21 protein-coding genes are annotated in these 21,654 nt (G+C 73.1%); 7 read left to right on the top strand and 14 right to left on the bottom strand.

The features are described 5' to 3' along the window. Nucleotides 1-31: 31 nt before the first annotated feature. Complete coding sequence (locus tag OG500_RS29345) at nucleotides 32-649, top strand: TetR/AcrR family transcriptional regulator (protein ID WP_327069847.1); 618 nt, start codon at nucleotides 32-34, stop codon at nucleotides 647-649. 16 nt (nucleotides 650-665) lie between these two features. Here OG500_RS29345 and OG500_RS29340 read toward each other — a convergent pair whose 3' ends face one another. Together OG500_RS29340 and OG500_RS29335 are read right to left on the bottom strand one after the other, a co-directional pair. Continuing rightward, nucleotides 666-2,336, bottom strand: coding sequence for a hypothetical protein (locus OG500_RS29340; RefSeq protein WP_327069846.1), 1,671 nt, complete (start codon nucleotides 2,334-2,336; stop codon nucleotides 666-668). Between the two features lie 95 nt (nucleotides 2,337-2,431). Next, complete coding sequence (locus OG500_RS29335) at nucleotides 2,432-3,058, bottom strand: LysE family translocator (protein ID WP_327069845.1); 627 nt, start codon at nucleotides 3,056-3,058, stop codon at nucleotides 2,432-2,434. A gap of 86 nt (nucleotides 3,059-3,144) precedes the next feature. Between OG500_RS29335 and OG500_RS29330 the strand changes: the two genes are divergently transcribed. Further along, entirely contained in the window at nucleotides 3,145-3,603 is a 459-nt protein-coding gene (locus tag OG500_RS29330; RefSeq protein WP_327069844.1) for an Lrp/AsnC family transcriptional regulator, read from the top strand. Between the two features lie 21 nt (nucleotides 3,604-3,624). Here OG500_RS29330 and OG500_RS29325 read toward each other — a convergent pair whose 3' ends face one another. The 8 genes from OG500_RS29325 to OG500_RS29290 all read right to left on the bottom strand — a co-directional run bounded on the left by OG500_RS29325 (nucleotide 3,625) and on the right by OG500_RS29290 (nucleotide 12,250). Next, a complete protein-coding gene (locus OG500_RS29325; protein WP_442789370.1) occupies nucleotides 3,625-4,470 on the bottom strand; it encodes a trypsin-like serine peptidase in 846 nt (281 codons plus the stop codon). Nucleotides 4,471-4,617: 147 nt separating this feature from the next. After that, entirely contained in the window at nucleotides 4,618-6,723 is a 2,106-nt protein-coding gene (locus OG500_RS29320; RefSeq protein ID WP_327069843.1) for a putative bifunctional diguanylate cyclase/phosphodiesterase, read from the bottom strand. Beyond that, on the bottom strand, nucleotides 6,720-7,526 hold the full coding sequence (locus OG500_RS29315) for an SAM-dependent methyltransferase (RefSeq protein WP_327069842.1): 807 nt from the start codon (nucleotides 7,524-7,526) through the stop codon (nucleotides 6,720-6,722). Before OG500_RS29315 ends, OG500_RS29320 begins: the two co-directional genes overlap by 4 nt. Nucleotides 7,527-7,697: 171 nt before the next feature. Beyond that, the gene (gene glmS / locus OG500_RS29310) at nucleotides 7,698-9,524 is read right to left on the bottom strand and encodes a glutamine--fructose-6-phosphate transaminase (isomerizing) (protein ID WP_327069841.1); all 1,827 of its coding nucleotides are present in this window, start codon (nucleotides 9,522-9,524) and stop codon (nucleotides 7,698-7,700) included. 102 nt (nucleotides 9,525-9,626) lie between these two features. Then, on the bottom strand, nucleotides 9,627-9,914 hold the full coding sequence (locus OG500_RS29305) for a hypothetical protein (protein WP_329584461.1): 288 nt from the start codon (nucleotides 9,912-9,914) through the stop codon (nucleotides 9,627-9,629). Between the two features lie 130 nt (nucleotides 9,915-10,044). Beyond that, entirely contained in the window at nucleotides 10,045-10,641 is a 597-nt protein-coding gene (locus OG500_RS38260; protein ID WP_442907077.1) for a DUF6114 domain-containing protein, read from the bottom strand. 1 nt (nucleotide 10,642) lies between these two features. Next, nucleotides 10,643-11,293 (bottom strand): DUF6230 family protein, encoded by a 651-nt coding sequence (locus OG500_RS29295; RefSeq protein WP_327069839.1) that lies wholly within the window; start codon nucleotides 11,291-11,293, stop codon nucleotides 10,643-10,645. 177 nt (nucleotides 11,294-11,470) lie between these two features. Next, entirely contained in the window at nucleotides 11,471-12,250 is a 780-nt protein-coding gene (locus tag OG500_RS29290) for a TetR/AcrR family transcriptional regulator (RefSeq protein ID WP_327069838.1), read from the bottom strand. 417 nt (nucleotides 12,251-12,667) lie between these two features. Between OG500_RS29290 and OG500_RS29285 the strand changes: the two genes are divergently transcribed. Both OG500_RS29285 and OG500_RS29280 read left to right on the top strand, forming a co-directional pair. After that, complete coding sequence (locus tag OG500_RS29285) at nucleotides 12,668-13,600, top strand: hypothetical protein (RefSeq protein WP_327069837.1); 933 nt, start codon at nucleotides 12,668-12,670, stop codon at nucleotides 13,598-13,600. 75 nt (nucleotides 13,601-13,675) lie between these two features. Beyond that, a complete protein-coding gene (locus OG500_RS29280; protein ID WP_327069836.1) occupies nucleotides 13,676-14,344 on the top strand; it encodes a Tat pathway signal sequence domain protein in 669 nt (222 codons plus the stop codon). Nucleotides 14,345-14,421: 77 nt separating this feature from the next. Here OG500_RS29280 and OG500_RS29275 read toward each other — a convergent pair whose 3' ends face one another. Then, nucleotides 14,422-15,843: an FAD-dependent oxidoreductase gene (locus tag OG500_RS29275; protein WP_329584457.1), complete on the bottom strand. Its 1,422-nt coding sequence runs from the start codon at nucleotides 15,841-15,843 to the stop codon at nucleotides 14,422-14,424. A 130-nt stretch (nucleotides 15,844-15,973) separates the two neighbouring features. Between OG500_RS29275 and OG500_RS29270 the strand changes: the two genes are divergently transcribed. Both OG500_RS29270 and OG500_RS29265 read left to right on the top strand, forming a co-directional pair. Continuing rightward, entirely contained in the window at nucleotides 15,974-16,897 is a 924-nt protein-coding gene (locus OG500_RS29270) for a LysR family transcriptional regulator (protein ID WP_327069834.1), read from the top strand. A 139-nt stretch (nucleotides 16,898-17,036) separates the two neighbouring features. After that, complete coding sequence (locus OG500_RS29265; protein ID WP_327069833.1) at nucleotides 17,037-18,290, top strand: glycosyl hydrolase family 8; 1,254 nt, start codon at nucleotides 17,037-17,039, stop codon at nucleotides 18,288-18,290. Between the two features lie 31 nt (nucleotides 18,291-18,321). On the opposite strand, the gene OG500_RS29260 is transcribed toward OG500_RS29265, so the two are convergent. Further along, a complete protein-coding gene (locus OG500_RS29260; protein ID WP_329584454.1) occupies nucleotides 18,322-18,849 on the bottom strand; it encodes a GNAT family N-acetyltransferase in 528 nt (175 codons plus the stop codon). 282 nt (nucleotides 18,850-19,131) lie between these two features. Here OG500_RS29260 and OG500_RS29255 point away from each other — a divergent pair, with 282 nt between their 5' ends. Beyond that, complete coding sequence (locus tag OG500_RS29255) at nucleotides 19,132-20,262, top strand: lactonase family protein (protein WP_327069831.1); 1,131 nt, start codon at nucleotides 19,132-19,134, stop codon at nucleotides 20,260-20,262. 333 nt (nucleotides 20,263-20,595) lie between these two features. On the opposite strand, the gene OG500_RS29245 is transcribed toward OG500_RS29255, so the two are convergent. After that, on the bottom strand, nucleotides 20,596-21,507 hold the full coding sequence (locus OG500_RS29245; RefSeq protein ID WP_329584452.1) for a terpene synthase family protein: 912 nt from the start codon (nucleotides 21,505-21,507) through the stop codon (nucleotides 20,596-20,598). Beyond that, nucleotides 21,507-21,638, bottom strand: a complete 132-nt coding sequence (locus OG500_RS29240; protein ID WP_327069829.1) for a hypothetical protein — start codon at nucleotides 21,636-21,638, stop codon at nucleotides 21,507-21,509. Before OG500_RS29240 ends, OG500_RS29245 begins: the two co-directional genes overlap by 1 nt. Nucleotides 21,639-21,654 lie beyond the last annotated feature (16 nt).

The following is a 21,654-nucleotide window of genomic DNA, read 5'->3' as shown; positions in this document are numbered from 1 at the left end:
ACAGCGCGCCGCCCGTGCGAGGATGTCGCCCATGACCACCGCGCAGCACCTGGCCGAGCTGTGGCCCGGGGAGCGCCCCGAGGCCGCGCGCCGACTGCTGCTCGCCGCCGTCGACTCCTTCGCTTCCCGCGGCTTCCACGCCACCACCACCCGCGACATCGCCACCGCCGCCGGGATGAGCCCGGCCGCGCTCTACATCCACTACCCCTCCAAGGCCGCGCTGCTCGCCGAGATCAGCCGGCACGGACACGCGGCCACCCTGGCCCTGGTGGAGCAGGCGGTGGCGGGCGAGGGCGACCCGCGCTCCCGGATGCGGCAGCTGGTCGAGGAGTTCACCGCCTGGCACGCGCGCGGCCACACGGTGGGCCGGATCGTCAACTACGAGCTGCGCGCGCTGCCCGAGGCGGACTTCGCCGAGGTCGCCGAGCTGCGCCGGCGGATCGAGGAGTCGGTCAAGCAGCTGATCGAGGAGGGCGTGGCGGCCGGCCACTTCAGCGTCGTCGAGACCCGCACCGCGGCCCGCGCCGTCACCTCGCTCGGCATCGACGTCGCCCGCTGGTACAACGAGCGCAGCAGCGAGAGCCCCGAGGAGCTGGGCACCCGCTACGGCGACCTGGTGCTGCGGATGCTGGGCGCTCGGCTCGACTGACCCGCCGCCCAGGTCCTCAGATCCCGGCGCTGAGCGTGTTGGCGAGGTGCGGGCCGAGGTAGCCGAGGTAGATCCGGCCGCCGTGCGGGCTGTCGTCCAGGAAGTGCAGCCGCGGCGCCTTGCTGTTGCCCGCGCCGATCCGCAGGTGGGCGCCCATGAAGGCGGCGCCGCTCGGGTCCACCGCCACCGGCACCGGGAAGGTGCGCTGCCGGCGCCAGCTGCGGCGCCCGGCGGTCTGCGGCGACTCGTCGCGCACCACCTTGCCGGGCGGGAACCGGTGGCCGCCCGCCGGGGTCTCCCGGCACCAGTGCAGGAAGTCGCGCACCGGCGCCCCCTCGCGGCGGGCCCGCGCGTAGTCCTGCAGGGCCAGCAGCGCGTCCCAGGCGGTGGCGGCCCAGTGCGGGCCGAGCACCTGGGCGTCCAGCTCCACGGTGATCCGGCGGCTGCCGGTGAAGCGCAGCTCGGACAGTTCGGCGATCCGCTCCAGCAGCGCCGCGAAGCCGCCCGGGTTGCCGTGCGCGGGGTGCGGGGCGGGGTCGGCGTACGGGGCCGGGTGGGCGCACGGGGCCGGGCGGGCCTGGTGCGGATCGGCCTGGTGCGGATCGGCCGGCCCGCGCCGCAGGTCGCGCAGCTGGGCGCTGGTGCGCCGCAGCTCCTCGGCCTGCTCGGCGAGCTCGACGCTCAGCTCGAAGGCGTGCTCCTCCTGGGCGCGCAGCTCCTGGCGCAGCTCGCCGATCTCCCCGCGCCGCGCGCTCTCCTCGTGGCCGGCCTCCTCCAGCAGCCCGTTCAGCAGCGCGTTCTCCTCGCGCAGCCGCTCCAGCTCGGCCCGGCTCGCGACGGCGGGCGGCTGCGGGCGGCCGTGCAGCGCGGGGACGGTGGCCAGCTCGGCGGGCAGCGGGGCACGGGCGGCCAGCCGCCTGGGCAGCCGGGCCAGCAGGCGGCCGACCCGCTCCAGGTCCTCGCCGAGTCCGGGGCGCGGCATTGCGGGGTGCCGGAACCCGTCGGCCGCCTGGTCCGGCTCGACGCCGGGCAGGTAGCTGCGGGCTCCGCCGCTGGGCACCTGGTGGTGGGCGAGCGCCTGGTTGACGGCGGCCCGGGCCTCGGGGGTCAGCAGGTAGCAGACCGCCAGGCCCGGCAGGTGGCGGGTCAGCGCCTCGGCCGCCGGGGGCGCGGTGGCGAGCAGCACGATCGGCAACCGCCGCTCCGGGTCGCGCAGTTCGGCCAGCAACCGGTCGAGGTCCGCCGGCCCGAGCGGGCGCGGCCCCGCGGTGACCGCCACCCGGCCGTCGCGGGCCGCCAACCCCGCCAGCAGCGGGCCAACCAGCGTCGGCGCCTCGGACCAGCCGGGACGGGCACCGGGCGCGGCGGGCAGCTGCTCGGCCGTCAGGCACACCCGGGGCGTGGCCGCCCCTGGCCTGGCCCGGACCAGCAGCGTGGTCTGCCGCAGCCCCTCGGGACCGCTCTCCCGCAGGCGCCAACGGGTGTACGCGCCGGTGCGGTCGGCCTCGGCATCGGCGTCCAGCCAGGCCCCCGGCGCGAGGCGGACCCGCCCGGGCCCGTCCGCCGCGGCGCCGGTGTCGTAGCCGGCCTCGCCCAGCCAGCCGCGCAGCCGCTCGTCGGCGACGGCGCAGCTGCCGAGGTGGTCGAGTCCGCTGGTGACGACCATCCGGTAGGTACTGGTGTCCACGCGAGCAGAGTCTGTCAGGACACGGACCGCCCGACCAGTAATCCGCCTGGAAGCACCGGGACTTGACCAGGTTGCCAGGGCTTGTCCGGCAAGCCCTACGTCGTGGCGGTCACCGCGGCCACGGCGAGCAGCAGGACGGCCGAGGCGGTGGAGACGCGGCGGGCGCCCTGTTCGGAGCCTGCCAGCGAGCCGCCGGCGCGGCCGGCGAGCAGTGCCACCGCGCCGTATATGCCCGCGCAGGCCAGGATGTTGAAGGCGCCGAGCACGGCCACCTGGCCGCCGATCGGCAGCGCGGCGTGCGGGGAGATGAACTGCGGGATGAGGGAGAGGTAGAGCAGCAGGCCCTTGGGGTTGAGCAGTGCGGTCAGCAGGCTCTGCCGCAGCACGGCGGCGGTCGAGCGGCCGGCGGCGGAGGCGGCCAGGGCGGGGGTGCCGCGGCGGGCGGCACGCAGCATGTTGACCGCGATCAGCACCAGGTAGGCGGCGCCGACGTAGCGCAGCGCGGGCAGCGCCGCGGGTATCGCGCGCAGCGCGGCGGCCAGGCCGGCAGCCGCGAGCAGGGTGTGCACGGCGTAGCCGGCGCAGATGCCGGCGACCGCGGTCAGACCGGTGCGGCGGCCCTGGCCGAGGCTGCGGGCGACCACGTAGAGCCAGTCGGGACCGGGGGTGCAGACCAGCAGCAGGTCGACGCCGAGGAAGAGCAGGAGCAGGTGCGTGTCCATGATGGGGGCGACGCTAGCGGAGTGGCGCTAGCAGCCGATGCCCCGTTCATGCGGCTCCACCGGCGAGCATGGCAGGATAGTGCGCCATGGACCGCATCGACCGCAGAATCTTGCGCGAACTCCAGCAGGACGGGCGTCTCAGCAACGCCGAGCTGGCCGATCGGGTGGGGCTGACCCCCTCACCCTGCCTGCGCCGGGTGCGCCAGCTGGAGCAGGACGGGGTGATCCGCGGCTACCGCGCACTGCTGGACGGAGCCTCGCTCGGCCTCGGCCTCCAGGCCTTCGTGACCGTGGTGATGCGCCAGGAGGACAAGCCGACGGTCACCGAGTTCGAGCGGCAGGTGGCGGCGCTGCCCGAGGTGGTGGAGGCGCACCGGTTGTTCGGCGACCCGGACTACCTGCTCCGGGTCGCCGTGGCCGACCTGGCCGCCTACGAGCGCTTCCACACCGAGGTGCTCTGCGGGCTGCCGGGGATCGCCCAGGTCAACTCGCACCTGCCGCTCAAGCTGGTCCGCCCGGACGAGGGCATCCCGACCGGGGCCTGAGCCGGGCCCGGCGCACCGCAGCTACTGCGGCTGGGGCAGCACGCAGCCGGGCAGGCCGAGGTCGAGCTTGTTGCCGGGATCGAAGCAGGCGTCCAGCAGGTAGGTCTCCTCGGCGTAGTTGGTGCCCTGATGGACCGTCACATTGCCGTTCTGGTCGACCTCGCAGGGGTTGTCGACGGTGCAGGTCTCGCCGTCCTCGTTGCCGGTGTTGTTGACCGCGACCAGCAGACCGGTACTGGTGTCGATCACCGGCGAGCCCGAGGTGCCGCCGATGGTGTTGCAGGTGGAGGTGTAGCGGACCGAGTCCTTCCAGACCCAGTCGCCCTCGTGGAGCTGGTAGACGAAGCCGTCGATCGAGCACGAGTAGGTGGTCTTCCAGTAGCCGGAGACCACCTTGATCGAAGCTCCGGCCGTCGGGTGGTCCGGCGATATGGTCAACGGGCTGATGCCGTAGCGCTGCTGGATCGACGCGTAGCTGGTGCCCAGCTGATAGAGCGTCACATCGGTGTCGGTCATGGTGGAGTAGACGACCTTGCTCGCGCGCAGCGTGGCGACGCCCCGGCCCGAGGCGTTCAGCAGGGTGAACGTGCGACTCGACGGCTGGTTGACGATCACCTGACCGGGATCCGGCATGCCGGTCTCCAGGCAGTGGCCGTTGGTGAGCACCAACGCGGGGTCGCCGGCCTGGGAGTTGGGCAGTCGGACCACCGAGCCGGAGCAGTCGTCCAGCGCGACGGTGCCGGCGAAGCTCACGGTCACCGCGGGGGCGTGGGCCGGGGTGGCAGCACCGGCGGGCGCCGCGCCGGCCAGCGCGCTCGCGCCGCCGAGCAGGGCGGCGACCGCCGCGGCGGCCAGGGGTTTGGGCAGGGCGCGGGAGATCTGCACGGCGGGACTCCTCAGCTGTGGGGGTCCCGCAAATTTGGCCTGGACATGACCAGTTGTCAAGGGATCCGGCACCCCGCCGTGCCCCGGATTCCCTTGGGCGCAGGTGAGTTGGGGCCGGCGGGTCGGGCCTCAGGCCGGGTCGATGATCCGGCGCGCGACCTCCTCGGGCCGCATCGGCCGCCCGAAGTGCCAGCCCTGCGCCCGGTCGCAGCCCATCGAGCGCAGCCGCTCCGCGTGGTCGGCGTTCTCCACGCCCTCGGCGGTGACCGACAGCCCCAGCGTGTGCGCCAGCGAGACCAGCCCGCCCACGATCCGCCAGCCCAGCACCTGCTCGCGCCCGGAGTCCTTGAGGTCCTGGACGAAGGAGCCGGCGATCTTCAGCCCGGAGACCGGCAGATCACGCAGGTAGGCGAGGTTGGACCAGCCGGTGCCGAAGTCGTCCACCGCCAGCGAGACGCCCATGTCCACCAGCGAGTGCAGCGCCCGCAGCGAGGAGTCCTCCGGGCCGACCACGGCGCTCTCGGTGATCTCCAGCTGCAGCTGCTTGGGGTCCAGGCCGGTGTCCCGCAGGATCCGGTCGATGTCCGTGACCAGCCCGGCGTTGCGCACCTGGCGCACCGCCAGGTTGACGTTGACCTGCGGCGCCCGGTCACCGAACTGCCGTACCCAGTCGGCGCCCTGGCCGCAGGCCTGCTCCAGCACCCAGCGGCCCAGCGGCATGATCAGGCCGGTCTCCTCCGCGGTGCCGATGAACTCGTCCGGGCCGAGCACCCCCAGCTGCGGGTGGCGCCAGCGCACCAGCGCCTCCACCGCCGAGAGCGAGCCGTCGGCCAGCAGGCACAGCGGCTGGTAGTCGATGAAGAACTCGCCGCGGTCGAGGGCGACCGGCATCCGCACCGAGACCGCGTAGCGGCTCACCGCGCGGGCGTTGCGCTGCGGGTCGAAGAGCGTCCAGCGCCCGCGGCCCTCCTCCTTGGCCCGGTACAGGGTCAGGTCGGCGGCCCGCACCGCGGCCATCGGCGTGGTCGCCGCCACCGGCCGCTCCAGCACGCCGACGCTGGCGCCGATCGCCAGCCGGTGCCCGTCGATCGGCACCGGCTTGGCGAGCGCGGCCAGCACCGTCTTGGCGGCGGCCACCGCCTCCTGCTCGCCCCGGCAGTCCTCCAGCAGCACCACGAACTCGTCGCCGCCCAGCCGCGCCACCAGGTGGCCCAGCGGGCGCAGCGCCGCCTCCAGGCGCAGCGCCACCGCGGCCAGCAGCTGGTCGCCCATCTCGTGGCCCAGCGAGTCGTTGACCACCTTGAAGCCGTCGAGGTCGACGTAGCACAGGCCGAACCTGGCGCCGGGCTCGGGCGTGTCGAACAGCGCCTCCAGCCGCTCGAAGAAGGCCGAGCGGTTGGGCAGGCCGGTCAGCGGGTCGTGGGTGGCCTGGTGGCGCAGCCGCTCCTGCAGGCGGTAGCGGTCGGTGATGTCCTCCAGCATCGCCACCTGGTAGACCGGGGCGCCGTCGTCGTCGCGGATCAGCGAGACGGTCAGGTGGGTCCAGATCACCTCGCCGTCCTGGCGGTAGTACGGCTTGTCGATCGAGAAGTGCTCGATCTTGCCGCTGACCAGCTCCTCGTAGGCCTCCCAGACCCCCGGGGTGTCCTCCGGGTGCACCAGGTCGTTGACCCGCCGGCCCTGGATGTCCTCGGGGCGGGCGCCGAAGAGGTTCTGCAGCGCCTTGTTGGCCGCCAGGATGGTTCCCTCGACGTCGCCGATGCCGATGCCGATCGCGGCGCTCTCGAAGAGTGCCCGGAACCGGGCCTCCGACTCGCGCAGCGCCCGCTCGGCCTCCCGGCGGGCGGCGTCGGCGGCCAGCCGGATCGCCTCCTGCTCGTGCAGGGTGCGCTCGCGCAGCGCCGCGGCCCAGCCGGCCGCGAAGGCGCCGGAGAGCTCGGCGCCGCGCGGGTGCGCCTGGCCGTCGGCCAGCAGCACGATCGCCTTGGCCAGCAGCTCGGGGTCGGTGAAGTGCGACTCGACCAGCAGCGCGCCGGCCTCGGCGGCCGGGCCCGGGTCCAGCGGCTCGGCGCGCTGGGAGTCCAGCAGCAGCTCGATCACCTCGGCGACCAGCCGGTTCAGGGCGCCCGGGTGCATCGCCGCGCCCTGGCTGCTGTTGAGCAGCCGCGCCCACTGCTCCGGGTCGGTGGTCCCGGCGGCGGCTGCTCTGTCGCCCTCCGGCGGCGGCGCGGTCACTTCAAGAGCCCCACGCCCGCCAGACCGACCATCCGCTCCGGGTTCTCGCCGACCGCCGTCGGCTCGTCCGGGTGCCACTGCGGCAGGTAGACCACGCCGGGGTCGAGCAGCTCGAAGCCGTCGAAGAAGCCGGTGATCCGGTCCAGCGAGCGCATGGTCAGCGGGGTGGGCGTGCGGTTGTAGAGGTCCTGGTGGGTGGCGGCCTGGTCCTGGGCGCCCTCCAGCGAGGCGTGGCAGATGGCCAGCGCGCTGCCCGGCGGCAGCGCGGCGCGCAGGGTGGCCAGGATGCCCTCGGGGTCCTGCTCGTCGGTGACGAAGTGCAGCACCGCGACCAGCAGCAGCGCGACGGGCTCGCCCGCGCCCAGCAGCTCGGCCACCTCGGGGCGGGCGAGCAGGCCCGCGGGGTCGGTGAGGTCGGCGTCGACCACGGTGCTCAGCGGGTCGTCCTGGAGCAGCAGGCGGCTGTGCGCGACGGCCACCGGGTCCTTGTCGACGTAGACCACCCGGCTGTCCGGCTGGATCTCCCGGGCCACCTCGTGCACCGCGCCGAAGGTCGGGATGCCGGAGCCGATGTCCAGGAAACGGGTGAAGCCGCGTTCGGCCAGAAACGTGACGGAACGGCGCAGGAAGGCCCGGTTGGCGCGCATGATCAGCGGCAGGTCCGGCCACATGGTGATCGCCTTGCGGGCCATCTCGCGGTCCGCCGCGAAGTTGTGCGAGCCCCCCAGGTAGTAGTCGTAGACGCGGGCCGCGGCGGGCCGGTCAAGATCCATGTCCTCGGGCACCCACGGTGGTCGCCGCATCAGGGACCCCTTTCGACACAGAAATAGACAAGAGGCACAAAGATCATCCTATGAACCCAGGGCCTACCGCAACCGTACGGCCACCCCCGCGGGGCCCCGCAACAGCAGGCCGGACCCCTGCCGTCGGTCGACGGCAGGGGTCCGGCGGGGAGCTGCGGGCTGCTCCGGGGACTACTCGACGGTGACCGACTTGGCCAGGTTGCGCGGCTTGTCGACGTCGCGCTCCAGCGCCACGGCCGCGTGGTAGGCGAGCAGCTGGAGCGGGATGTTGAGCAGCAGCGGGTCCAGCTCGGGCTCGTTCCTGGGGACCAGCACCGTGTGGTTGGCGAACTTGGCGTCCGGGGTCCGGTGCGCGACGGCCAGCACCCGCCCGGCCCGGGCCCGGATCTCCCCCAGCGTGGTGAGGTTCTTGTCGAGCAGCTCGTCGTCCGGCAGCAGCGCCACGGTGGGCAGGTCGGGGCTGATCAGGGCCAGCGGGCCGTGCTTGAGCTCGGAGGCCGGGTAGGCCTCGGCGTGCACGTAGCTGATCTCCTTGAGCTTCTGCGCGCCCTCGCGGGCCACCGGGTAGCCGCGCACCCGGCCGATGAACATCATGCCCTGGCAGTCGGCGTACTCGGCCGCCAGGTCGGCGATCTCCTTCTCGTGCTCGAGGATCTCGCGGATCTGCCCGGGCAGCGCCTTGAGCCCCTCGACGATCCGGCGCCCGTCGGCCGGCGAGAGGTCGTTGATCCGGCCGAAGTGCAGGGCCAGCAGGGCGAAGGCGACCACCGTGGAAGTGAAGGCCTTGGTGGAGGCCACCGAGATCTCCGGGCCCGCGTGCAGGTAGATGCCGCCGTCGCAGGCACGGGCGATGGCGCTGCCGACGGTGTTGACCACGCCGAGCACCCGGCCGCCCTTGCGCTTGACCTCCTGGACGGCGGCCAGCGTGTCGTAGGTCTCGCCGGACTGGCTGACCGCGACGTAGAGGGTGTCGGCCTCGATCACCGGGTTGCGGTAGCGGAACTCGGAGGCGGGCTCGCTGTCGGCGGGGATCCGGGCCAGCTCCTCGATCAGCTGGGCACCCATCTGCCCCGCGTAGTAGGCGGAGCCGCAGCCGATGATCTTCACCCGGCGGATGTCGCGCAGCTCGCGGGCGTCCATGTTGAGGCCGCCCAGGTGCGCGGTGGCGAAGCGCTCGTTCAGCCGGCCGCTGAGGGTGCGCTCGACGGCGGCGGGCTGCTCGTGGATCTCCTTGATCAGGAAGTGCGAGTGCCCGGCGGTGTCGTAGGAGTCGATCTCCCAGTCCACGGTGGAGGGCTGACGGTTCGTCGGGCGCGCGTCCTCGGTGAAGGTGCGGAAGCCGTCGGCGCGGATCACCGCCAGCTCGCCGTCCTCCAGGTGCACCACCTGGCGGGTGTAGCGGACCAGGGCGGACACGTCGGAGGCGACGAACATCTCCTTCTCGCCGATGCCGAGCACGATCGGGCTGCCGTTGCGGGCCACCACGATCCGGTCGGGCTGCTCGGCGTCGACCACCGCGATGCCGTAGGTGCCGACCACCAGGGCGAGCGCGGCGCGCACCGCCTCCTCCAGCTCGGCGCCCGCGGCGGCGTGCGCGGCGATCAGGTGGACCAGCACCTCGGTGTCGGTCTCCGAGGCGAAGACCGCGCCGTCGGCGATCAGCTTCTCGCGCAGCTGGTCGGCGTTCTCGATGATCCCGTTGTGCACCACGGCGATCCGGCCCGCGTTGTCCAGGTGCGGGTGGGCGTTGGTGTCGCTCGGCTCGCCGTGGGTGGCCCAGCGGGTGTGGCCGATGCCGGTGCTGCCCTTGAACCGGGCCGGCACGGCGGCGGCGAGGTCGGCGACCCGGCCCTTGGTCTTGCGCACCTTCAGGCCGCCGCCCTTGCCGGTGACGGCGACGCCGGCCGAGTCGTAGCCGCGGTACTCCAGCCGCTGCAGACCTTCGAGCAGGAACGGGGTGGCGTCTTTGGGGCCGATGTAGGCAACGATTCCGCACATGGGGACATGGCTCCTGAGGGTGGAGGGACGGGTGGGACGAGACGCGGGCCGGGCCGCGGGCCGCGCGGGTGAGGGTGGACCCGGCGGCGCGGCGCCTGCGGGTCAGCCGTAGACGAGGCGGCGCAGCTGGCGGGCCGAGAGCTCCGGGGCGACCACCCGGCGGGCGGCCAGCTCCTCGGCGATCCGGGCGAAGCTCTGGTCGTTGGTCAGCCCACGGGACTGCAGCTCCCCGTGCCGGCGCTGGACGAACTCGGGCGTGGTCTCGGAGAAGTACGCCAGCACCTCCGCGACCACCCGCGCGGCCTCGGCCGGGCCCAGCACGCTGGTCCGGGTGAGGTGCGCCAGCAGGTCGGCGAAGAGCGGCTGGGTTGGCTGCGGTGAAGGGGGCACGGAGCGTGAGCCTAGGTGGACCGGCTGAAAAAACAAAGAATCCTGCCCGATAGCGGGCAGGATTCTCAGCTTTCCGGTCGAAGCCTGGGTGTCAGCCGGGTGAGCGGCGGCCAGGGCGCACCGGGCGGGGCTACGCGGAGACCGAGTGGTCGCGGCGGAACAGTTTGCGGCGGGCCGGCTGCTCGGGCGCCCAGCCGAAGGCCAGACTGCTGCCGATCAGGCCCAGCAGCATGCCGATCAGGAAGCCGCCCAGGTTGGAGGTGACCCAGGTGGCCAGGGTGGCCAGGATCGCCAGGATCGAGTAGAAGAGCCGCTGGGACGGGTTGAAGAGCAGCAGCAGGCCGCAGAGCACGAGGACGCTCGGGACCAGGTAGGCCGCCAGTCCCATCATGCCGACGTGCAGGACGACCGGCAGCGGCGCCTTCTCGGTGACCAGGATCTCGGCTCCCGCCAGCGTGGTCAGCAGCCCGCCCCAGAACGGGCGGCGGCCGCGCCAGGCCTTGAAGGAGCGGCGCGGGCGCTGCGGCGCGGCAGCGGGCTGCGGGGCCGCAGCGGGCGGCTCGACGGCGGGCTGCGGTGCCGCCTCGGCCGCGGCCACGGGCAGCTCGGTGGTCGGCGCCTCGGTGGTCGGCGGCTCGGCGTCCAGCGGTCTCTCCTCGGGCGACGGCTGCGGGTGCGGAACCGCCGGCGGGGGCGTGGAGGCCCCCGCCGGAAGGTCGTCCGTCATCTCAGCAACCCTGCGAGCTGAAGCTCAGGTGCAGGTTGGGCAGGGTGAACGAGCCCGCCGTGGTGGCGTAGTTGTGCTGCCGCAGGTTGTTGATGGTCACGTGGGTCGCCTGCTGGCCGAAGGAGTACATCGGGCCCTTGACGCCTGCGTCGGTGAAGGTGCTGGCGTCACCGCCGACCTCGATGTTCGAGAAGTTCGCGTCACCGCTCATCGTGTCGGAGTCGGTGGTCAGGTTCTCGGCCGAGACCGGGGTGCCGTTGTCACCGGCCGTGATCTTCAGGTTGGTGCCGCCCAGGTTGACGCTCTGGCACAGGTTGGTCAGCTTCCCGTCCTGGATCACGGAGACCGCCACCACCTGCTGGCCGCCGTTCGCCTTGCCGGCCGGATTGCCCTTGAGCATCGTGTCCAGGCCGCCGAACTGCTCGAAGCCGTTGCCGTCCAGCGAGGTGGCGGTGACGGTGAAGGCCATACCGGAGATCTGGAACTGGGCGGCGAGCACGCCCTGGGCGGTCAGCGCCATCAGCACGCCGCCGGCCACGCAGGCCGGTATCGCCATCAGGGCCGCGCGGCGCAGCCGGACCCGGCCGCGCGGGGCGGGTGTCGCGGCGACGGCGCCGGACGCCTCGTCGGGTATCTCTGCGGACGGGACCATGAATACTCCAGGGAGACGAGTGGGAGACCTGTGATCGCTTTGCACGGCGTCCTGGCGCGGACGACTCCCACGGCGAGTGGCCTGATTGCCAATCAGTTTCCGTCCCTGGCAGAGGATTTGGTGATCTTGGCCGTTGACGTGGTAGTGCCTGGAAGTTACCTCGGGGTAAGCAGAGGGTCAAGACTTCGCGCGCGTCGCGGCCGAACCACTCACCGACCCGACACGAATCGATCCTCCGGGGCCGTCGAGCACGCACGGAAGAACGGGTTTTCTCCAGCCCGCCCCGGCCGCCTCGGCCCGCGCCAGCCGCCGCGTCGCCTCGACGGGGCCGACGAAGGCCGCGATCGCGAAGTGCGCCAGGGTGGGGAGCAGGCCGGGGAGTTCGGCGTGCCGGCCGGCGGCGATGTAGCGGTAGAGGTTGGCGTAGATCCCGCCCACCACGCTGTCCACCAGCAGTTCACCGGAGACCGGGGCCGGCGGCGCGGGGCACTCGGCGAACAACCGCCTCAGCCGCACCCGCAGTTGCTCGCGCACCAGGCGTCCCGCCGGCCCCACCGCGTCCACCTCCACCACGGCCAGGGTCGCGAAGGCGGGCACCTCGGCGAGGATCGCCAGCACCACCCGCAGCGCCGCGTACACCCCCTCGCACCAGTCGCCGCACGCCCCGACGGCCTCCTCCATCCGCCGGATCACCACGGCGGTGCCGTGCCGGTGGGCGGCCAGGAACGCCTCCTCCTTGCCGCTGAACTGCTCGTAGAAGACCGGCCTGGTCACCCCGGCGGCCTGGCAGATGTCGCTCACCCGGGCACCGGCGTAGCCGTAGGCGGCCACCGTGTGCACCACGCCGTCCAGCAGCCGGTCGCGCTGGGTGGCCGCCACCACCTCCGGCGGCACCCGGCTGGGGCCGCGCCGGATGGAGCGGGCCGGGTCGCGACCACTGCGGGTACCGGGGAGCACGGCGTCTTCCGGAACGTCACCTGCTTCAAGATTTATCTGCAACTTACGCACCATCCCTTGACGTTGGCCTGAGCCGGGTTTAGAACCTTCCCAGGTTTCCAATATTGCGGCGCTGTTGCGATCCGCTCACGGCGACGCCGGCGAGCGGCCCGTGCCACGGATCGATCGGCCCGCTCGCGACGCCCCCCACCGGGCGTCCATGTTGATGCGCGGCCCGGGCTCCGGAGACCGGCGGTGGCAGCCGCCGGCCAGGTCGTACCGGTCCTGGGCACCGGACCGCCGAACTCGCTCGTGGCGCCGAGCGGTTCGGCGGCCAGGGCCTGCCCTTCGGCTGTCCGCGCGGGCCCCGGCCCCATGGTCGGCCCCATGGCCGCGTCCGCACTCCCGTCCACCCGCCGTGTCACGAGGAGTCCCGCCATGCTTCGAACTGCCCTGTCCGCCAAGCGACTGCTGCCCGCCCTGGCGGCCGCGGCGAGCGCCGCACTGCTGGCCACCGCCGCCCCGGTCCAGGCGGCACCCGCCGCCGCCCCTGGCGGCCCGTACACCGGGATGGGCAACTGCCCTGTCAGCTCAGCCGCGTTGAGCGATCCCACCAACCTCCAGGTGGGCTGCGTGGTGTCGGTCACCAACAGCGGAAGCTTCACCATCGGCTCCACGACCGTGCCGCTCACCTCCCCGATCACGCTGCAGTTCGGGGTCTACTGGGGCAAGTCCGCCCCGGTTGTCACCTTCCCCGACGGCAGCAAGGCCAACCAGTACGCGACCGTCGCCCCCACCGGCGCCCAACTGCTGACCGGCCAGCCGGCCCAGATCACCATTCCCGGGATCATCAACTTCCTGCCCGGCGTGACCAGTGTCTTCGCACAGGTCGAACTCGCCGGTCCGGTCACCGACTTCACCCCGCTGGCGGCCGGCGAGTCCTACCCGGTCTTCAAGCTGCCGGTCAAGCTCCACCTCTTCAACGCCTTCTTCGGCGACGACTGCTACATCGGCTCGGACAGCTCGCCGATCGTGCTGCAACCGACCACCGGCACCACCGCCCCGCCCGCACCCGCCCAGCCGATGACCGGCAGCCCGGGCACCATCGCGCTGAAGGGCGACCCGAACGGCCACCACGCGCTGATCGCCTCGTTCACCGGCGCCAAGCTGGTCGACAACACCTTCAGCGTCCCCGGTGCCTCGGGCTGCGGCCTCGGCGGCATCCTGGACCCGATCATCGACTGGACCATGGGCATCCCCTCCGGCGCGGGGCAGGGCTCGGTGACCTTCCAGCAGACCAACACCTCGCTCGCCCTGGACGGCAGCCTGAGCGACCTCACCGGTGCGCTGAACGCCTCGGCCGGTCAGTAGCGGCACCCCCTCAAGACCCGTGCGCGGTGCGTCATCCGTGCACGTCCACCCACCGGAACAGACAGAGGATCCCTCATGCGCAAAAGCCTCTACCTCGGCGCGGCGCTGGCCGCCGCCGGGCTCGCCATCCTGCCCGCCCTGCCCGCCTCGGCCAGCGGCAACGTGCTGACCTACGGCAGCGCCGGCGGCAGCGCGGTCGCCGTCGGCGACGTGCTCACCGCCTCGCTGCCCAGCGGCGGCGCCGCCAACTTCTACTCCGACTCCACCGGCGGCACCGGCGTGAGCTGTGCGTCCTCCTCGTTCAGCGCGACGGTGACCAGCAACCCGGCCGCCCCCGGCACCGCCGTGGAGACGCTCAACAGCCAGACCTTCGGCAACTGCAGCGCCCTCAACATCCCCGGTGTCCTCGATGTGAACAGCATCAGCGTGGACAACCTGAGCTACACCAACAACGTCGGTGACAGCTCCGGCAACCCGGTCACCCTGTCGCCGAACTCCGGTCCGATCCAGACCACCATGGTGCTGGACACCTTCCTGGGCCAGGTGACCTGCACCTACCAGGCGGCCCCGGCCAGCCTGAGCGGCACCACCAGCAACGCCTCGCAGTCCATCAGCTTCACCAACCAGCACTTCACCCTGAGCAGCGGCGCCGGGGTCTGCTTCTCGGACGGCTACTTCACCGCCGCCTACGGCCCGGTGCAGGACACCAGCAAGAGCGGCAGCCCCGCGGTGTACACCAACTGACGCAGTACCGGTTCTGAAACGGCCCGGTCGGGGCCGGTCCGCGCCGGGCGACGAGCAGTGGCTCGGCGCGGACCGGCTCAGATCCTGGCGGCCGCCTTCCGGGCGGCCACCAGGACCGGGTCCCAGACCGGGGAGAACGGCGGGGCGTAGGCCAGGTCCTGGAAGATCAGCTCCTGCACCGTCAGCCCGCTGCCCAGCGCCATCGCGCCGATGTCGATCCGCTTCGCCGCGCCGGCGCCGCCGACGATCTGCAGGCCGAGCAGCCGACCACTGCCCCGCTCGGCCAGCAGCTTGACGGTCATCCAGGCCGCGCCGGGGAGGTAGCCCGCCTGCGCGGTCGACTCGACGACGGCGGCGGTCCAGTCCAGGCCCGCCGCCGTCGCCTCGCGCTCGTTCAGCCCCGTCCGGGCGATCTCCAGGTCGCAGATCCGGGTGATCGCCGTGCCCACCACGCCGGGGAAGGCCGCCTCGCCGCCGCCCAGGTTGGTCCCGATCACCAGGCCGTGCTTGTTGGCGTGGGTGCCGAGCGCGACGTGCCGGTGCTGCCCGGAGACCAGGTGGCGCACCTCCACGCAGTCGCCGCCCGCCCAGAGCCCGGGCAGCGAGGTGCCCGCGGCGTCCACCACCCGCATCCGCTCGTCGGTGCGCAGCCCGCCGTGCACGCCCAGCGGCAGGCCGGCGGCGCGGGCCAGCGCGGTGCGCGGACGGACTCCGAGGCCGAGCACCACCAGGTCGGCCGGGTGCTCGCCCGCCGTGCTGCGTACCGCGCGCGGGCGGCCGTCCGGGCCGAGCAGCACCTCGGTGGCCTCGGCCTCCGGCACCACCTCGACGCCCAGCTTGGCCATGCCCCGGCGGATCAGCGCGCCCATCTGCGGATCGAGGCCCGGCATCGGCTCGGGCGTGCGGTGCACCAGGGTGACCTGGTAGCCCTGCCGCAGCACGGCCTCCACCATCTCGATGCCGATGTAGCCGCCGCCGATCACCACCGCCCGGCGCGGGCTCGCGGCTGCGGCACCGTCCGTCTCGCCGAGGCCGCCCGGCGCGCGGAGGCCGGCGAGGGTGTCGAGCAGGGCCCGGCCGTCCGGCAGGGTGTGGGCGGTGTGCACCCCGGGCGCGTCGAAGCCCGGCAGCGCGGGTCGCACCGGCTCCGCGCCGGTGGCGATGACCAGGTGGTCGTAGGGGGTCCACTCCTGCGCACCGGTGTCCAGGTCGCGGCTGCGCACCCGGCGCCGCTCAGGGTCCAGCGCGGTCACCTCGGTGCGCAGCCGCAGGTCGATGCCGCGGGCGCGGTGCTGCTCCGGGGTGCGGGCGATCAGCTCGTCGGCCTCGGCGACCTCGCCGCCGACCCAGTACGGGATCCCGCAGGCCGAGTAGGAGGTGACCGAGCCGCGCTCGAAGGCGGTGATCCGCAGCTCCTCGGGGCCGCGCCGGCGCCTGGCCTGGGAGGCGGCCGACATGCCCGCCGCGTCCGCGCCGATGACCACCAGATGCTCCGTCATGCCCACTCCCGTTCCGTCCGTCTGCCGGTGCCTGCCCGGTTCTGTCCGGACCTGCCCGTACACCGATACCCGCACCCGCCAGGGCCGCTCACGCTCGCGGGCGCGCGCGGCCCCTCCTTAGACTTTCACGATGATCACTTCGCGTCAGCTCGAGTATGTCCGCGCCGTGGCCCGGGAGCTGCACTTCACCCGCGCGGCGCAGGTGCTCGGCATCGCTCAGCCTGCGCTCTCCCAGCAGATCCGCAAGCTGGAGCGCCAGTTGGGCGTGGTGCTGTTCGAGCGGAGCAACCACCGGGTCGAGCTGACGGCCGCCGGGGCGGCGCTGCTGGCCGGCGCGGAGCGGATCCTGGCCGATCTCGCCACGGTCGAACAGGAGTTGCGGGGCTGGGCGGACGGCACGCTCGGGCGGATACGGCTGGGCTGCCTGCCCGGACTGACCAGCCGGCTGGCCCGGGTGCTGCGCGAGTTCGGCGCGGCCTGCCCGGGGGTGGAGGTGGAGCTGCGCGAGCTGACCACGGCGGAGATGACGCTGGCCCTGCGGGCGGGGCAGCTGGACGCGGCGATCGTGGCGCGTCGTACGGACACGACCGAGACCGACGGGGACGGGCTGGTCCACCGCTCGCTGGGCATCGAGCCGCTGGTGCTGATCAGCGCCGCGCCGGTGGGCGCGGGCGCCGGGGCCGCGCCGGTCGAGCCGCCGGTGCCGCTGGGGACGCTGCACGGCACCGATCTGGTCGGCTACCCGGTGGGCTCGACCGTGCGGGAGATCGTGCTCTCGGCGCTCACGCTGGCCGGCGCCACGCCCCGGTTCCGCTTCGAGACCCGTGATCCGGCGGCGGCGCGGGCCCTGGCCGCCTTCGGCGTGGCCGCGGCGATCGTGCCGCGCGCGGTGGCCGAGGGGCCCGGCCACCCCGTGCGGATTCGCCGGCTGACGCCCGAACCGCAGTGGATGCTCACCCTGGCCTGGTCGGCGGAGCGGCGCCCGGGCTCGGCGCTGGCCACCTTCCTCGACTTCGCGGGTGACCACCCCGCGCTGCTGACGCCCGCTTCGTGATCGGCGGGCAGCGCCGGCCGATGCATCCGCCGAGCGGACAGCTCGCGCAAAAGTATTGACATGGCCTCGATTAATAAGGAAACTTTCCTAACTTTCGGAGGCAACCCCAGCTCACTTCTCATTCCCCCAAGGAGAAATGATGCCCCGTCGGATCGCCGCGCCCCCGGCCCGGTCCCTGCTCGCCGCCACCACCGCGCTCGCCACCGCCGCGCTCGGTCTCGGACTGGCCGGCGCCGCCCCGGCCGTGGCCGCCGCGCACGCCGCGCACGCGTTCCCCAGCCACACCGCCTACCAGGTGGGCGTGCTGCCCTCCGCCTCGCAGGCCAGCCGCGACGCGGCCGTGGAGAAGCAGTACGACTCCTGGAAGTCCACCTACCTGCACCACGGTTGCGCGAGCAACGAGTACTACGTCTCCAGCAAGGGCGACGACGACGCCCCCAACAACGGCCCGGTCTCCGAGGGTCAGGGCTACGGCATGAACATCGTGCCGCTGATGGCCGGTTACGACGCCAACGCGCAGACCGAGTTCAACGGCCTGTGGCAGCTGGTCAAGGACCACAAGGACCAGTACGGCCTGATGGAGTGGAAGCTGGACGGCAAGACCTGCAAGTACGCCGACAAGGGCACCCCCGACGGCGCCACCGACGGCGACCTGGACGTCGGCTACGGCCTGATCCTCGCCGACAAGCAGTGGGGCGGCTACACCGCCGACGCCAAGGCCTGGCTGGCCGCCTTCTACGCCCACGACGTGGCCCCCGACGGCCACCTCAAGTGCGAGGACGACGGGCCGAACACCGACACCCGGCCGTCCGACATGATGCTCGACCACCTGCGGGCCTTCGCCGCCTACGACACCGCGCACGACTGGAACAAGGTCGTCCAGCGGACCGAGGCGGTGATCAGCTCGTTCACCAAGTCCTACTCCCCCAGCGGCGGACTGCTCTCCGACTTCGTGGTGAACGCCGACACCAGCAGCCCCAAGCCCGCGCCCGCCGACTACCAGGAGAGCCAGCCGGACAACATCGTCGGCTACAACTCCATCCGCGTGCCCTGGCACCTGGGCACCGACGCGCTGCTCTACGGCGCCGGCACGGCGGCGGTCTCGCTGAGCACCGCCAAGCTCGAATCCGCCTGCCTGAAGAAGGAGTCGGGCGGCAACCCGCAGAACGTCTACCCGCACACCAAGCTCAACTGCACCCCGTACAGCACCAGCGACCAGGCCGAGGAGGCCGGCGACTCGGTCGGCCCGGCCGCGATGGCGGCCGGCGACCAGGCCTGGACCGACGCGATCTGGAAGCAGCTGAGCCAGAACCCCTTCGGCGACGGCTACTACGGCGAGACCATCAAGACGCTGGTCTACCTGGTGATGGCCGGCGACTACTGGCGGCCGTGACCGCCGCACGCCACGCCGGACCGGCCCCGGGTCAGTTCCCCGGGCTGCGCCCACCTGCACCGCGCTCGCGCAGGTGCAGGTGGGCCTCGGTCGGGTGCGGCGGCTTGGGCGGGACCACCGCCGCCAGTCCGTAGCCCGTCTTCTGCGCCACCCGGCAGGACGCTGCGTTGTCCAGGCGGTGGAACAACTCCAGCTGCTCCAGCGGGAATTCCGCGAACGCCCAGTCGGTCAGCACGGCCAGCGCGCGCGGCGCCAGGCCCCGGCCGCGGGCCGCCCCCGTCGTCCAGTAGCCCACCTCGGCCGCCGGTGCGGCCGGATCGGGGCGCTTGAGCACGCTCAGGCCCAGGACCTCATCGCCCACCAGGACCGCGAAGGCGAACCGGTCGCCCCGTTCCCACGCCTGGCGCTGCGCCGCCAGCCACTGCTCGGCCTGCGCCCGGTCGGCCACCGCGAGCGTGTCGACCGACTCGGCAGCCGCCAGGACGGCCGGTGCGTCCTGCTCCGCCCAGGGGCGCAGCAGGAGGCCGTCCGCGCCGGTCAGGGTCATGTTCGGTGTCATGTGTTCTCCCCCGTCTCTCGTGGCCCCATTGGATCACGCGGATCAGGAGCGCGCGGGGGCGGCGGCTCTCCGGGGGTTTCTCTCCGGGGATCCTCTCCAGCGATCTCCCTCCGGCGATTTCCCTCCGGGGATCCTCTCCGGGGAGTTCTTACGAACCGCGAACGTAGCGCTCAGCGGCGGCAGTTCGCGGCCCGTCGCGGCTTAGCGTGTGGGGAGTACCGACGGCGCCCCGGTGCGGGCGCACCACGGGCACCCACCACACCTCCCCGAGGAGACTCCGCCATGCGCTCCACCCTGCGTTCCACCAGCGTCCTGATCGCCGCCGGAGCCGCGCTCGCCGCCACCGTGCTGGGGATCGGCCCGGCCTCGGCGGCCAGTGACCACCAGCAGCACGCCGCACCGGTCTTCGTGCAGAGCGACAACCCGGACGGCAACACCGTCGTGGCCTACACCCGCGCGGCGGACGGCACCCTGCGCCAGGCCGGGGTGTACGCCACCGGCGGTCGCGGCGGAGTGCTGGACGGCTCGATGGTCGACCACCTCGCCTCGCAGGGCTCGCTCGCCTACGACGCCGCCCACCGCCTGCTGTATGCCGTGAACGCGGGCAGCGACACCGTCACCGTCTTCGCCGTGCACGGCGACCGGCTGGAGCGGCGGCAGGTGCTGTCCAGCGGGGGCAGCTTCCCGGTCAGCGTCGCGGTCCACGGCGACCACGTCTACCTGCTCAACGCGCTCGACGGCGGCTCGGTGCAGGGCTTCCGACTGGTCGGCGAGAAGCTGCGGCCGGTCGCCGACCAGCACCGCGCGCTGGGCCTGGACCCGTCCGCCACACCGCAGTTCACCCACACCCCCGGGCAGCTCGCGGTCACCCCGGACGGTCGCGCGCTGGTGGTCACCACCAAGGCCGGCGGCCAGAGCATCGACGTCTTCCCGCTCGGCCCGGGCGGGGCGCCGTCCGCCGCCCCGGTGGTCAACGCCGAACCGGGCGCCGTGCCGTTCGGCTTCGTCTTCGACGCCCACGGCCGCCTCCAGGTCACCGAGGTCGGCCCGGGCGCGGTGGCCACCTTCGCCGTCGGCCGCGACGGACACCTCACCCCCCTCGGCCAGGCCCCCACCGGCCAGGCCGCGACCTGCTGGCTGGCCACCGCCGGCGGCCACCTCTACGCCTCCAACGCGGGCAGCGCGAGCCTGTCGGGGTTCACCGCGGGCAACCTCACGCCCCTCGGCAACACCGCCACCGACCCGGGCACCGTCGACGCCGCCGCCTCCACCGACGGGCACTACCTCTACGTGCAGACGGGTGGCAAGGGCATCGTCGACGAGTTCCGGGTGGGTGGGGACGGCGCGCTGACCCGCGTGGGGTCGGTGACGGTGCCGGGCGCGACGGGCGGCGAGGGCATCGTGGCGCTCTGACGCGGCATCTGGCGAGAAAGGGGCTGGAGAATTGTCGCCCGACCTGTTCCGGGCGAGGGCGGCGGGCGAGCTGGGCCCGGTCGTCGTGCGCTACAACGACCACCTGGCCCAGCTCGCCGTCGGTGATGCCCCAGAAGCCGACCGGCCCCTCGGTGCCGATCTCCGGGAGTTGCTGGAGGGCGTCCAGGGCCGCCCGGTACTCGGGGTCGCTCCACGTGAACGCGGGCCGGCACAAGGACTCGCCCAGGTTGGAGGCCGACAGCGCGGTCCGCGTCTTCGCCCGCCACTCGGCAGGCGGGGGCACCGCGGGCTGAGGTGGCACCGGGGCACGGATCATGCGGGCGCGTGCTGCTCCCGCATGATCCGGACCTCCGGCGGCTGGTAGCGGGAGCTGTCGGCGGTCCAGTCGGCGAGCGCGTGGCGGAACCGGTCGAGGGCGAGCGCGAAGCGGCTGGTGTCCGCTGAGGTGAAGCCGCCGCTGCGCACAGCGCTGTACAGCCACCAGAAGCGCTGCTGCTCGGCGAGCAGTTGCTCGGCCACCAACTCACGGGCGGCGACTGGCTCAAGGCTCTCGGCGGCGACCAGGGCGCCCACCGGGCCGAAGGGGTCACCGGAGTCGGCGAGGTCGTTGGTCAGACAGCCGACGGTCGAGAATGCGCGCAGCAGGGACTGGAGGAGGGGGTCGTGCCAGTCGGGGGTGATGACGCGCTCGGCCAGCTCCGTCCACATCGCGGCAAGCAGCATGCCACCGTCGGGCGGACGGATCGTCAGGTACTCGCGCAGCGTGGGGGTGCGACGCGGTTGCACGAAGTCGAGCAGCTTGGTGGAGGCGGCGTGCACCCAGTCTTCGAGGTGGGTGAGGTACCGCTGCCACCAGAAGGCGGGCATCAGCGCTTGGGTGTCGGCTGCGAGGTCGGCGAGCGCGCGCAGGGTGGGGTGGTCGGCGGCTCCCGGCTGCGTGCTGCCGCATGCCACGAGCAGGAGGGAGAGCGCGAACTCGCCGACGGCCTGCCGGGATTCGTCGAGCATGTCGGTATCGAAGGCGTCATCGACGATCCACGTCCAGAGGGCCCAGCGGGTGGCGAGGTCGAGCTCGACCCCGGAAGCCGTGGGCCACGCGGCCAGGCACAGGTCCACGTACCCGTGGGCGAGGTAGCCGGCGGGGTCGGGGTGGAGGGCGTAGTGGGTGAGGAAGGTGGCGGCGGAGACGTACAGGTCGGTGTGCCGGTGATCGGTGACCTCCATCAGGACACCTCCGCGCTCTGCTCGGCACAGCTGTCCACGACTGCCACCGAGCCCCGGAACTCGCCCCAGGGCGGCTGCGGCGTGCTGATCTCGCCGCCATAGCCGAGTTCACCCGAGGAGGCATCGAGCAAGTGACGACGCCGGGCC

The sequence above is a fragment of the Kitasatospora sp. NBC_01250 genome (assembly GCF_036226465.1).
Classification (GTDB): Bacteria; Actinomycetota; Actinomycetes; order Streptomycetales; family Streptomycetaceae; genus Kitasatospora.
This window is presented reverse-complemented; position numbering and strand designations above follow the sequence as displayed.